Here is a 13772-nt window from a genome sequence, read left to right on the forward strand (position 1 = left end):
TGTCATAAAAGATTTAAAATGGCATTAACGCCAGCCAATTTCTAGACCCAACTGATTTTTCCAATATTGACCACGCTTATGTAGGGAATATTAAATCCTGTTCTTTCCAGGTAAGTCGTTAACACAGTACTTCAACGTTAAATCCTCCAGGCGCTTCTACATAGAAAGTATATCCGTGTAAGTGTTTTGGAGGTTTTACCATGAATCCATCATCTTTCAATCGCTGATTGATCCTGTTAACTTGTTCTTCATTTTCTTGTATGAATCCAACATGAAAGGTCTTGGGGTATTGTACATCGCTTCCTTTCATTAGTGTCAATATGGATCCATCATCATCTCTCATTGCAGCAAACCCATCTCCACGACTTCCTGCACATGTCAATCCAAAGTACCTTTCTAAAAACTCCCTTGATGCTGCAACATCATTAACTGTTAAATTTATGTGATTGATCTTCATTCTTCCCCCCCTATTTTATTATATTCTTTTCCGTCACGCAGTAAAAAAAGTTAATTTTCCACATGCTTCACTGCCCTTAGCAGCTTAAGAAAAAGCGATCCTGCTTAAGTAAGAATCGCATTTCTTATATGACTGAAGCTGTTAAATAGCACCTTATACTTGTTACCCTATCTGCTGAAGCTTTTCAAGAAGGTCGTCGAGGCGGTAAAATTGTGAGGCACATCCTTGGCCCACACCCAATCCCATCAATTGCTGAAGTCCCTCGACTGAAGCGAATCGAGAACTCATGATAAGTTTTGTCTCCCTCGTTTTCAACAAACGTCATCGTTACCAGTGTAACAGGCATACCACCGGCTGAGTTGCATTCTTCACCTGCAAACATGTCCGTGTAGACATTCTTCTCCGGTACGATTATTTCTTGATAAACAGCTTTCCCCCAAGATTCTTGGCCATAAAATTCACCTTGTTTTTCATCTTTGCATCGCATGCAATAATGCCATACGCCGTCAGGCTTAAAATTAAACTCCCGATTTTCTGTTTGCCACCCACTCGGTCCCCACCAGCTAGCCAATCGCTCAGAATTCGAAAACGCTTTAAAAACAAGGTCCCGCGGCCCGTCAAATATACCTTCCATGACGAGATCCCGCCCCTCTAAGCTCGTTCTGATGTTGTTAGTCACTTTGTTATCTGGCATTCCTCCTTCTGCTTTTTTATTAAGATATTCCTTCTACTTCGTCACAATGTAAGTATTTTCCTTCCGTTTCAGTAATAATCATCCAAGTGACCGCAACTAAAAAATAAAAAAGTCAACCAGTAAAATAAACTGGCTAACCTTTTAATACGAACGGGCAATCTTATAAAACTTTATTACAATATTTTTTCATTTTCAAAGTTAGTGTTTGACTCTACTTTCTTAGCCAATTTAAATTTATAGAATAATATACAGGCTACCAAAAATCCTATTCCATAAATCAGTCCAACTCGTTGAGTAGGATCAAAGGCAAGGAATACTAGAATCAGCAAGCAAAAGCCTAGACAAAATAATGGGACAAATGGATAAAAAGGCACTTTGTATTGTAATTCTTCCATTTTCCCACCTGCTTTTATAAATTTCCTTCGAAACATGTATTGCGATAAAGCAATTCCCATCCATGAGATCGTGACGGATATCCCCGCGATTGACATGAGTATCACGAACACAGTATCAGCAGCAATGAAGCTGGTTAATAACGATAGAAGTGAAAAAGATATGGTAAATAGAAGGGCATTCAATGGCACTTTCCTATTGGACAAAACACCAAATACCTTAGGTGCCATTCCATCATGGGCCATCGACCAAAGCAAGCGTGTAGATGCATAAAGACATGAATTCCCCACAGAAAGAATAGCCGTTAAAATAATGAAATTCATGATGCCTGCTGCATAAGGAACCCCCGCAATCTTCATCAAAGTTACAAAGGGACTTTCCAATAAGCCTAATTCAGAAGAAGGGAATATGGCAGAAAGGATAATAATGGACGCAATGTAAAAAACAATGATTCTAAAAAGTACATTTCGAATGGCTTTAGGTATGTTCTCTTCAGGTTTTTCACTTTCCCCTGCTGCTATTCCTATCAGTTCAGAGCCTTGATAAGAAAAAATTACATTCATCATTGTCACAAAGATAATTGTAATGCCCCCTGCTGGAAAAAGACCAGAAGGAGCTAGATTCTCAAAGAATGGGGTTGGACGATCAGATAAAGAGACAAAACCAAAGATGCCAGCGATGCCAATCACGATAAACAAAATCACTGCAACGATTTTTATTCCGGCAAACCAATATTCCGCCTCTGCAAAACCTCTTGTCGTTAATGCATTCAATGTAAATAAAAGCACAATGAACACAGCACACCAAATCCAGGTGGGACTATGGGGGAACCATTGTTTCATCAATATTCCTGCTGCCGTAAACTCAACTCCTGCAGTTGCGGCTGAACCGACGAAATACATCCATCCTAGCGAAAAACCAGCGGAAGGCCCAATATATTCGGCAGCATATTTTTGGAATGAACCTGTTACCGGCATATGAACGGCTAGCTCGCCAAGACAGACCATCACCATATACAAAATAAGACCGCCGGCAAGGTAACCAAGCAGAGCCCCTCCGGCCCCCGCTTGGTTAATTGTATATCCAGCATTTAAAAAAAGCCCTGTACCAATAACGCCGCCAAGCGAGAGCATAAATAAATGGCGTCTTTTCATTGAGCGTTGCAGCTGATCATTATTTTCCAGTCCATACCCCATAAAATCACGTCCTTATCTTATCTATTAGCCTAGTTCTTCTCCCAAACCATCTTAGAACCTCAATGAGAGACAACTAAGGCCGCCATCTTGTTTTTGAAATTCTGACATTTCCACTTCAATCACTGTGTATCCCAACTCTTCAATTTTTTTCTTTGTTCCTTTAAATCCTTTCGGGACAATAACGCAGTCGTTCATTCGGACGCAGTTACCCGAATATCCTTCTTCCTGTTTTACGGTTATTTGATTGAAGCCAGAAAAAGCCTCGTGATTAATGAATTCCCCAGCCACTAATAAATTATTGTCTCCAAGGTAATTGACACCCGTTTTTAAATGAAAGAATTCCTTAAGGGGAATGATGGACGTATCATAACCATACTTACCCATAATATCTTTGAATTGCAGAGCACCTGCTTCATTTGTTCTAGTTGATAGGCCAACATAGAAGTGATCTTCAACTTGCATGACATCTCCGCCATCTAACATACCTGGAGATTGGATATATTCGATTGTGTCATAAAAGTCCTTTAAAACTTCTTTCATTTCATCAATCTCACCATTCCGGCTTTCTGCACCAGGATTGGTTACAAGGGCACATTTTGGCGTCAACACGGCAGTATCTTCTACAAACGTAGAATCAGGATATCTTTCATCCGTTTCGAGAACGGTCACTTTCACACCGCAGCGTTTTAATGCTTCTACATAAGCCTCGTGCTGTACAAGTGCTTTTTCATAATCCGGGTTTCCTAAATCCGATGTTGTTAAGCCATTTACAAAGCTTTTTCCAATCTTCCTTACAATCGCGTGTTTAAACATATATATTCCTCCTAAATAGGTAGCTTATCTTTTTAAAATGTGGGAAATTAATAGTTTCAACTCCCCTGCTTTAAATGAAAATTTCTGTTCCCTTTTACTGTTCAATATTCCTGAAGCGTATCCCTTAAGAAATATAGGTATGAGAAGGAGAAGAGACAACCGAAAGCCTCTCTTAAATTATTACGGGTGTCTCTTATTTGCCCATGCTTTCTCAGTTATTTTGATGACTGCATAATTTATCCGCTATCCCTACAAAATATCTTACTCCATACTCTAAAGCCTTCTCATCGATTTTAAATTTAGGATGGTGTAAAGGATATGCTTTTCCAAACTCGTTATTATGGACGCCTATGAATTGCATGGAAGAGGGGACGATTTCGGAAAAAGCTGAAAAATCTTCTGTCCCAAACATAGGATCGTCAACATGGATGATATGATTCTTTTCAAACATACCTTCCATGACCGTTCTCGAAATATCAACAGCAGCTTTATCATTTACTACGGCTGGATATCCTAAATACCAAGTAATTTCACAATTTGCCCCATGCGCTTCTGAAATCCCCTTAACAATTTGCTCTAGATACTCCCTTGCTTTCACTCGGCTTTCAGAGTCTAAGGAACGAATGGTACCACCGATTTCTGCATATTCAGGAATGACATTGAGCGCACTACCAGAATGGAACTGAGTGACTGAAATGACTGGTGTCCTAAGTGCTGAAATTTTTCTGGAAACTATATGTTGAATATTCGTCGTAATTTCTGCACCAATGATTAGCGGATCTACCGTTAATTCCGGAGTCGACGCATGACCGCCCTGACCAATGATTTTAATTTCAAAATCATCGGCTGCTGCACAGAATACCCCTTCCCTTATACATATTGTTCCTGTTCGTTCATAAGGAGTAACATGCAGTGCAAATGCATAATCTACTCCTTCCACAACCCCTTTTTTAACCAATTCCTGAGCTCCCCCTGGCAGAACCTCCTCGGCATGTTGGAAAATAAACCTGATTTCTCCACTAATCCCTTCTTTTTTTCCAGAAAGGACTTTTGCCGCACCTAATAACATCGCAGCATGTGCATCATGTCCGCACGCATGCATAATTCCAGGATTTTTTGATTTAAATTCAATTTCTGCTTCTTCTTCGATCGGGAGTGCATCAATATCTGCACGAAAGATGATCGTATTCGATTTTCCGGCAGATTTTTTAGCTCCTTTGAGAACCGCTAAAACGCTCGTTTCGGTTGGTCTTGTCACTTCTAATCCTGAAAAGGTTTTTAATTTCTTGTAGATGTATTCAGAAGTCTGGTGCTCCTGATATGAGAGCTCCGGATTTTCGTGAAAATGACGTCTCCATGAAATCACTTCATCCACAACTGTCTCCTGTTTTGACTTCATCATGATTGCCTCCTCCCTATTAATTTAGTGCCAATATTCAGACTTCTCGAACCTTTAAAAAGGGCCATACTGTATGCTTTGAGCAATGATCAAAAAGATAATCGCTACCGCAATCTGAATCAAAAGATAGGGAAATACCCATTTCACCCATTTCGTTAACGATATGCCCGCCACTGCCAGTCCAGCCAATAGCACTCCGGAAGTCGGAAATATCATATTCGATATCCCATCCCCTAATTGGAAAGCTAACACGGCCGTTTGTCTTGTCACACCCATTAAATCAGCTAATGGAGCCATAATCGGCATCGTCAATGCTGCTTGCCCACTTCCAGATGGAACAATGAAGTTAAGGAATAATTGGACAATGAACATTCCGATTGCATTTATGGCGGGAGGAAGCTGCTCAACCAATCCTGCAGCATAATATAAAATGGTATCCAGCATCCCGCCACTTGTAATGATGACCAAGATGGTCTGCGCAACACCTATTATCAATGCCCCTGAAACCATATCGCCTGCTCCTGAAATAAAACCATTAGCCATCTTGGAGGGAGTTAATCCTCCAATTAGTCCCATTATGATCCCGCTTAATAAAAACAAGCCGCCAATTTCACTTATATACCATCCTAATTTAATAACTCCATATACTAATAGGATGAAATTCACCAATAGAACAATTAAAGCAACGCTATGTCTTTTACTCATCCTAAAGTTTTTATCAAGATGTGCATGATCTTTCCGCCTGAATTTCCCATACTCCCCTAGTTCAGGGTTTCTTTTCACTTTCATTGCATGGAAATAGATGTACAATACTGTAATAATATAAAACACTGCAAGAAGTGCGATGCGCAATCCCATTCCCGAATACATGGGCAGTTCAGCAATACTTTGGGCAACTCCTACATTAAAAGGGTTCGTAATACCGGAAATAAATCCAGTCGCCAATGTTCCAAGGACAACGATTGCAAACCCTGTAAGTGCATCAAAGCCTAATGCAATCGTCATCGGAACAATGATTGCGATATAAACTAACGCATCTTCTGCAGAACCGATCAGTGTACCTAATGATGCGAAAATCAATACCATCAACGGAATGAGCAATTTTTCTTTTGTTCCGAAACGTACAGCCACAAACTTAATGAATGAATCCAATGCTCCTGTTGCCTGCATGATTCCGAGAGCACCGCCAAATAAAAAGACAAACAAGATAATGGACGCTCCTTCAATCATCCCTGCGTGAATACTGCTGAACATTTCCAATAGCCCAACTGGTGTTGATTCAACAAATTCAAAAGAAGCGGGATCGACTACACTTCGGCCATCTTTTTCGATTCTTTCATATTGGCCTGCAGGTAAGACGTAGGTTAAAACTGTCACTATTACAATTACGATGAACATTAAGACAAAAGGATTTATCCCTTTTTCCGGTAACTCCGTTAGTTGGTTAAGTGGCTTTTTTTTCTGATTAAGCGGCTCGGAAGTGATTTGACCTTCAGGCAGGTTATTCATAATAGGCCCCCAGTTAAAGTTTAATACTTTATGAGCTGATATCTTTCTGGTTTTTCCTGCTGAGGTGCAGGATCCCCCTTTTTCACTATTCAACCAAACACTTAAACATACTCTTTATTAACTTCTCCAGCATAACGGGCGTATGGACGAAGGCGCTATCGATGTGAAGGCGCTCAGTACGCTGGTGTGCATCCTTGCCGAACGGACCCACATTAAGTACGGGTGCCTGAAGTTTTTGCATATCTGCAAAAGGAATGCTGTAAGTATCGCCCCAGACTGGTGTATTTTTTTCAAAAGCCGTCCAGCCATCAGACTCATCGCTATATTTAACATAGCTTAAATCGCAAAGGCCATTAAAATAATGAATTTGGCTGACTTCTTCATCAAGCATGCTGGCAGTTTCCTTCATTAATTTCACAGATTCCAAAATAAGCGGATCATCGGACGTATTGACGGCTGGATAATATGGCGGTGCGAACAGCAATACAATGGCGGGTGAAAGCTCCTGACACTGTATCATCAATTTTTCAGCGATCCGCACTGATTTTTCCCGCTCATCCAAATCCATGTTTTCTTTAACATCACTCTTTATTTGCTCAACAAAACTCACGCCAAATTTGCCCTCGGCATATGAAAGTAACTTTTCGTAGCGCAATACTTTCACTTCGCCCACACCTTCAATTTGTTCACGCAGACAAAGCTCTTTATAAGATTCATTGCATTTCATTGCTGCTTCGTTTGCAACCTGCTCGAATAGATCCATTATTTCTGCAGCTGTTCTTTTCATAATGAACACATTATAAAGCGCGGCTGCCCGATAAGGTGTCTGTGTTGAATATTGCAGTTTTAGATCTTTTTGCTGAAGCGATACGGGTAAAGGTGTTTCCTCGCCAAGATCACTTTCCAGAAAAAGAGTGTTCCACTCCATGAGCTGCGTGAGGAACGAGGCTATATAGTTAGCCGTTATGCCCTTTAATGGCTCACCCACATGAGTTTCTTTCCCATAAAAAAGGGCAGCCGGCATGATTTTCCCCAAAGTTCCGGAATAAATATAATGTCTATTATCACCCGGTTTCTGTGAAAAGGACGGTTCACTATTAAAAAACATTTTATAGGAAAGGTCATATTTATCACGTAAAGCCACAAGTTCTTTAACAGCAGCCCTCATTCCCGCAGAATTCACTTCCTCATCAGGAACCGTTAACAGCATGAGATTGATCGGCCATTGTTCGATACTTGCCTTTTCGATGATAGCCATATGAAGGGCAAGCCCCATTTTCATATCCATCGTTCCTCTACCAAACAAGTACTTTCCCGATTCAAGATCAATGCGCGCTTCTTCCGGCAGTTCATCTTTCCTGTCATGAAGTTTTTTCGTGAGCTCCTCTGGTTGAAATGCAAGAGTCTCAAGATCACCGTATTCATCAGTATGAACCGTATCAAAATGACTAATTAATACAACGGTCTCCTTGCTATCGGGATGTTTATAAAAGGCAGTGACAAAATTCCTCCCTAAATCAGCTTCACGAAGTGATAAGTGCGACGGATTCCTTTTAAAATAATCAAGCTCCCTCAATTTATCTTGCACCTTATACGGAAACATCCGTTCCCCTAATGTAAGAGTACGGCTTTCCCAGCTAACAAGTTCACATAACAAGGTACGGAGCGTTTCTGGAGTACCCCATAGTAATTGACTCATTCCAATCCCCCTTCATTAATATTTGTACGAACCACCGGGCAGGTTAAACAAGTTGGGCCGCCAGTGCCTTTGTAACTGATTTCTGTCCCTTTGTATTCATAAACTGTCGCTCCTTCATCAAGAAGCTTTTGCTTTGTGTAAGCGTTACCAGAAGAAATCACACAAACCCGCGGAGCAATGGCAAGCACATTGCAGCCTAAGTTCACATACTCATCATCCGGCACTTCGATAAGCTGAATGCCTCGTTCAATAAGCAGTTTTCTGAAAAAGACTGGCATAAGCCGAGAATGAACTACCGCTAAATCCTGGTCTACCATGCTGATGAAAGACATAAGATGGAGACACTCTGCCTCACCTTGATCATGCGGAAGCTGAACTACGATGAATTCATCCACTAGATGAGTGGTCATTTCTTTTAATTGCCGAATGGCTTCAGCGTTTGTACGATAACCATGTCCGACAACAAGCGTCTTATCATCAAGCCAAATGATATCACCGCCATCCGCGACCGCTTCACCCGTTAAATACCCAATAATCGGGATGTTCTTTTCTAGACAATATTCCTTATATACATCAGCTTCAGGCTGCCTCAATTCTTTTCCGGACTTTAAAATAATCGCTCCTTGGCTTGTGAATTTGACCGGATCATGGGCATATAAGGAGTCAATGCCGACTAGCGAAGATGCTGGCAAATAATCGATGTTTGGAACATATTTCTCCAAAATGGAAATAAAGTCACCATACTCTGTTAGGGCTTCGTTGAAATCTGGCTCTTCCGCAAAGTTGAAGTTCTGCCATGCTTGGCTTAAATGCTCTTGACTAATAAAAGCTTCTTTCGGATGTTTTACAATGACACGTTCCAAAGGTTTGAACATAGACGAACAATATGTCACTGACTCTCCCCCCCTTTTTTCCGCAGAGCGGAAAACGTTTCCGCTAATAGGAATTTTTTCTTTTATTATAAAATTAAATTTGGTATAATGTCAATATGTTTTAAATATTCAAATAAATCAAAGTTTTATTCAACTTGTAATGAAAGATAGGTGGTTTGTTTATGCAATCGATTGACCGTGCCATGAACGTTATAAAAGTGCTAGTTTCCAATTCATCGGAAAACTGGCTATCAATTACGGAACTTTCTCAAGAATGTGAGCTTCCTGTCAGTTCCATGCATCGATTATTAAAAGCAATGTCCAAGCATGGATTAATTCAACAGGATGGACAATCTAAACAATATGGTTTAGGGAATATTTGGCTCGAAAATGGTTTGCGTATGTATGACAAAATGGATTACATCAGTCAAATTAGGCCTGAACTAGAAAGGCTGATGAACAAAGTGGAGGAAAGCGTGTATCTTAGCCAGCCAATCGGTATGGAGTCACTCGTTATCGAACGAATCGACAGTGAAAAAAGCCAAATCCGGGTTTATGACCAGCTCGGCTCACGAGTACCTATGCATATTGGAGCTGCTAATAAAGTGATGCTGGCCTATATGCCATATAATCAAGCTAAAAAAATCGTAGATGCTCTTTTGCCAATTCAAGAAAGAGCAGCTTTTTGGGATATATTGCAAGAGACTAAAAAGAAGGGATATGGAATCAGTCACAGCGAAAGGACAGAAGGAACATGTTCTGTAGCCGTTCCGATACTGAACCATTTTGGGGAAGTGCACGGGGCAGTGAGCATTGGATTTGTGAGCTTTAACCTGACAGAAGATAGACTTGAGTTCCTCATTGAGAATGTGATGGAAACTGGCAACCGGGTTTCGTCAAAATTGGGGTATAGGGGACAATGAATAAAGGTGCATCGGAGAATTAACGGTTAAGCGAAAAAAGAAGATGAATCATTTCATCTTCTTTCAGTTTGTAGACAAAAGGGGTTCGGAATTAAAAAATTCCGAACCCCTTTTTGAGATTCCCTTTGAATTTTTGCCTGAAGTTAGGAGATTGGGGCTCTACGAGCCCACTATGTTAGGCCATTTTTGGACCTCCCCATGTCCAATTGGCCATCTTCTTTAAATTAATGGCAGCGAAAGTAAACATCGCCTGCATCGACAATTTTTTAAGTCCCCTTAAAGTTGTCCAACGCATACCATGCTTTTCTTTTGCATCTGCGAATACACGCTCAATCGTTTCTTTACGTTTCGCATATATAGTTTTTATATCTTGATGATGACGCAGATGATCTGCTTCTTCCACATGTGTTTGCCAAATATGCCGTGTCACCACTTTTTGATGGTCTTTGCTTTCTGTACACTGAGATAAAAATGAGCATGTCGTACAAGTGTGTTTGGGTGATTTATACTCGCGATAGCCCTCTTTATTGGTTGTTGAGTACTTTAATAGCTCTCCCGAAGGACAAAGGTAACAATCAAAATGTTCATCGTATAATAGTCCTGTTTGCGGAAAAATCCTTCTTTGGTGCGAGGACGTGTATAAGGTAAAGCCGGTATGATTTCTTTGTTAAATAGGTAGCTTGTAATCGCTGGTGTTTTATAAGCTACATCTGCGGCAACGGCTTCCGGTTTTCCAATTTTCTCAATCACTTGTTCAACTAGTGGCTCTAAGATCTGACTGTCATGTATATTTCCAGGTGTTACAATCGTTCCCAATACAAAACCGTTGCGGTCTGCGGCTGCGTGGAATGAATAGGCAAACTGTTTTGTTCGTTCATCTTTCACATAGTAGCCACTCTCAGAATCCGTTGTACTTTCTTTAATCTCTTTGGTCTCTTCTTTATCAAATTTATCTGATGGAAAAGGCTTCTTTCCATGGTTTTCACGATCTTGATTGATTTCTTCTTGAAGACGCCCTTGATACGCTCGTGTTTCTTTACGAACGATTTTCTTTTCAAATTTCCGTTTATTCGCACTGGCTTTCACATGTGTGGAATCCACGAAAACGTGTTCAGCACTTATTAACTTTTTATTAGCAGCTGTCATTAAAATGCGTAGAAAATCTGTTCAAACAGGTCTGTATCTTTAAAGCGTCGCTCATAATTTTTCCCAAACGTAGAGAAATGAGGTACTTTATCATGGAAACCATAGCCTAAGAACCAACGGTAAGCCATATTGGTTTCAACTTCTTCAATCGTTTTACGCATGGAACGAATACCGAAGGTATATTGAATGAATGTCAGTTTAACTAAAATAACTGGATCAATACTTGGGCGTCCTACCTCTGAATACATATCTTTCACCAAGTCATAAATGAAAGTGAAGTCAATGGCAGCCTCTAGTTTACGAACCAAATGGTTCGGTGGCACCAGTTGATCTAACGTAATCATTTCAAGTTGATCTCGCTGAATAGAGTCATGTTTCGAAAGCATCCTCATCACCTCAAGTTTTAATACTTCTATTTTAAAACAAAAGCGACTCAGGGCAAAAGTGTTTATCTAAAAGATAAGACAAAGTTGATTGGAACGGAAGGTACGAGACTCCTGCGGGAAAAGCGCGTCTAGGGGAGACCCCGCAGGCGAAAGCCGAGGAGGCTCCCCGACCGCCCGCGGAAAGCGAGTGCCTGGAGTGGAAATCAACGGCCAAATTGTACAACTCATAAAAAATAGACAAACTCGATTTTCCTCGAGTTTGTCTACAGTCTGAAAGAAGATGAATCATTTCATCTTCTTTTTCGTTTTAAATTAATCGCTGCCTGTCACGAATGAATCTTCTTTAAAATAGGCGAGGACCTCTCCAGCCACAACTGGTTCACCCTCCATTACCTCCAATGACTCCACCTCTCCGCTGACACCAATATCAATGATTTCCACACCCCCATCTTCCTTCTTTATCTGAAATAACGGTTCCCATTCGTAGAATCTGGAATTTTTGGATATTGAAATTTTTTCAACCGAGCCATCACAAGGGCTAAGAATCACATCAACATACATTTACATCATTCCTTCCTTCAATATTCTTCAAAATGAAATGGAGATTGTAGAACTAACTTGAGAAAGTCTTGGAAATCCGGTATATCTTCTTGTTCAATTCCAAGGGTCGGAGCCCAGTACTGATCTAAATTAATATCATTGGCACACAACAGGATCATTCTTCCGCTTTGAATGGAGGTCACCATTGCTTTACCTAAAAACTGGGCCGAATATACAATGGTCACATCATATCTATAATCTTGTGACAATAAGCAATAATGATGAATGGCTTGGTTTTCTTTATTTTCGGATAGAATATCAAAATTCAAAGGATAGCCTCCTTTCTTGTAAGCCCCAATTCCTTCAGAACCTGACCCACCCCCGAAGCCGGGATGCTTCTGCTATTTTGCGAATTCCTTCGATATATGCAGCTACTTTCATATTCACGGAATATTTTTGGGAAGTATGATAGACATTCAAAAAGCTGGCTGTTATCTTTTCCTTCAATCGTTCATCAACAAGCTCTTCCGTCCAGTAATAACCTTGGTTGTTCTGGCACCATTCAAAATACGAGACTATCACCCCTCCTGAATTCGCCAAAATATCCGGGACTAGCACTATGCCTTTTTCATCGAGAATCTTGATTGCTTCTTTTGTTGTCGGCCCATTTGCTGCTTCGATCACAATTTCACATTTTAATCGTTTTGCATTATCTTTATTCACCACCCCGCTAATAGCTGCGGGAATCAGCACATCACACTCTTTTTCCAATAATTCTTGATTGGATAATGTATCTTTGTATAAATTCGAAATGACTCCAAAAGAGTCCCTGTTCTCCAAAAGGTAAGCAACGTCTAAGCCATTCGGGTCATATAGACCTCCAAGCTCATCTGCTATACCGACAACCTTAGCCCCCATTTCATATAAATACATAGCTAAATGACTGCCGACATTCCCGAAACCCTGAATGATTACCCGCATACCTTCAATAGGAATCCCCTTTAAATCACTTACCATTTGAAGTGTATATAATACTCCCTTGGAAGTAGCCTTTTCCCTGCCCTTCGATCCACCTAATGTGAGTGGCTTTCCTGTAATAAAGCCGGGTGAATCGAATTCCCTGATGTGATCGTATTCATCAAGCATCCAGGCCATGATTTGGGAATTCGTATACATATCCGGTGCCGGAATATCCTTTGTAGGTCCCACTATTTGACTGACCGCCCTGACATACCCTCGGCTTAATCGTTCTAGCTCTGATGAACTCATCTGTCTGGGATCACACACAATGCCACCCTTTGCCCCTCCATATGGGAGATCGGTTATTCCGCATTTCAAACTCATCCATCCTGCCAATGCCTTAACTTCTTCAGGAGTGACATCCGGGTGAAAACGAATCCCCCCTTTCGTTGGACCGGCAGCATCATTATGTTGGGCCCGATATCCTTGAAACATCCTTGTCTCCCCAGTATCCATTTGAATAGGAATACAGACTTCCAGAAAACGCATTGGTGCTTTTAAAAAATCAAAAACCAAATCTGGATAGTCCAAAACTTGAATGGCTTCTTTTAAAATATCCTGGAATTCTTGCAGTGGATTATCCAATTGACGTTTTTCAATCATCTTAATCTCCCCTGTCATTTTGCACCTCACTTTTGTTCTTATAACTTATTAAGCAACTTTCATGCCAACTTTGAGGAGATAGTGTGTATAGCAATAGACCGCCATTTGCATTCATCAACACC

The 13772-nt window shown here is 40.6% G+C and carries 12 protein-coding genes and 1 pseudogene; 1 reads left to right on the forward strand and 12 read right to left on the reverse strand.

The features are described 5' to 3' along the window. Window positions 1-118: 118 nt before the first annotated feature. The 8 genes from UP17_RS14845 to UP17_RS14880 form a co-directional block, all read right to left on the reverse strand. Window positions 119-457 carry a VOC family protein gene (locus UP17_RS14845; protein ID WP_061463771.1) on the reverse strand — a complete coding sequence of 113 codons (339 nt, stop codon included), beginning with the start codon at window positions 455-457 and terminating at the stop codon, window positions 119-121. A 184-nt stretch (window positions 458-641) separates the two neighbouring features. Then, the gene (locus tag UP17_RS14850; RefSeq protein ID WP_349817574.1) at window positions 642-1091 is read right to left on the reverse strand and encodes an SRPBCC family protein; all 450 of its coding nucleotides are present in this window, start codon (window positions 1089-1091) and stop codon (window positions 642-644) included. Between the two features lie 233 nt (window positions 1092-1324). Then, window positions 1325-2740 carry an amino acid permease gene (locus UP17_RS14855; protein ID WP_061463774.1) on the reverse strand — a complete coding sequence of 472 codons (1416 nt, stop codon included), beginning with the start codon at window positions 2738-2740 and terminating at the stop codon, window positions 1325-1327. A 51-nt stretch (window positions 2741-2791) separates the two neighbouring features. Further along, window positions 2792-3553, reverse strand: a complete 762-nt coding sequence (locus UP17_RS14860) for a dimethylarginine dimethylaminohydrolase family protein (protein WP_061463776.1) — start codon at window positions 3551-3553, stop codon at window positions 2792-2794. Between the two features lie 211 nt (window positions 3554-3764). Next, the gene (locus tag UP17_RS14865; RefSeq protein ID WP_061463778.1) at window positions 3765-4952 is read right to left on the reverse strand and encodes an amidohydrolase; all 1188 of its coding nucleotides are present in this window, start codon (window positions 4950-4952) and stop codon (window positions 3765-3767) included. 54 nt (window positions 4953-5006) lie between these two features. Next, complete coding sequence (locus UP17_RS14870; RefSeq protein ID WP_081108840.1) at window positions 5007-6461, reverse strand: YfcC family protein; 1455 nt, start codon at window positions 6459-6461, stop codon at window positions 5007-5009. An 85-nt stretch (window positions 6462-6546) separates the two neighbouring features. Beyond that, on the reverse strand, window positions 6547-8160 hold the full coding sequence (locus UP17_RS14875; RefSeq protein WP_061463780.1) for a M20/M25/M40 family metallo-hydrolase: 1614 nt from the start codon (window positions 8158-8160) through the stop codon (window positions 6547-6549). After that, window positions 8157-9035, reverse strand: coding sequence for a dimethylarginine dimethylaminohydrolase family protein (locus tag UP17_RS14880; RefSeq protein ID WP_061463782.1), 879 nt, complete (start codon window positions 9033-9035; stop codon window positions 8157-8159). Before UP17_RS14880 ends, UP17_RS14875 begins: the two co-directional genes overlap by 4 nt. Before the next feature lie 179 nt (window positions 9036-9214). Between UP17_RS14880 and UP17_RS14885 the strand changes: the two genes are divergently transcribed. Then, entirely contained in the window at window positions 9215-9955 is a 741-nt protein-coding gene (locus tag UP17_RS14885) for an IclR family transcriptional regulator (protein WP_061463784.1), read from the forward strand. A 175-nt stretch (window positions 9956-10130) separates the two neighbouring features. Here UP17_RS14885 and UP17_RS14890 read toward each other — a convergent pair. The 4 genes and pseudogenes from UP17_RS14890 to UP17_RS14905 form a co-directional block, all read right to left on the reverse strand. Further along, window positions 10131-11487 (reverse strand): annotated as a pseudogene (locus tag UP17_RS14890) (IS1182 family transposase). A gap of 312 nt (window positions 11488-11799) precedes the next feature. Continuing rightward, window positions 11800-12048: a biotin/lipoyl attachment domain-containing protein gene (locus UP17_RS14895; RefSeq protein WP_061463786.1), complete on the reverse strand. Its 249-nt coding sequence runs from the start codon at window positions 12046-12048 to the stop codon at window positions 11800-11802. Between the two features lie 17 nt (window positions 12049-12065). After that, entirely contained in the window at window positions 12066-12356 is a 291-nt protein-coding gene (locus UP17_RS14900; protein WP_061463788.1) for an SAV0927 family protein, read from the reverse strand. Between the two features lie 34 nt (window positions 12357-12390). Further along, entirely contained in the window at window positions 12391-13650 is a 1260-nt protein-coding gene (locus tag UP17_RS14905; RefSeq protein ID WP_284149533.1) for a Glu/Leu/Phe/Val family dehydrogenase, read from the reverse strand. Window positions 13651-13772 lie beyond the last annotated feature (122 nt).

The sequence above is a fragment of the Peribacillus simplex genome (genome assembly GCF_001578185.1).
GTDB classification, from domain to species: domain Bacteria; phylum Bacillota; class Bacilli; order Bacillales; family DSM-1321; genus Peribacillus; species Peribacillus simplex_A.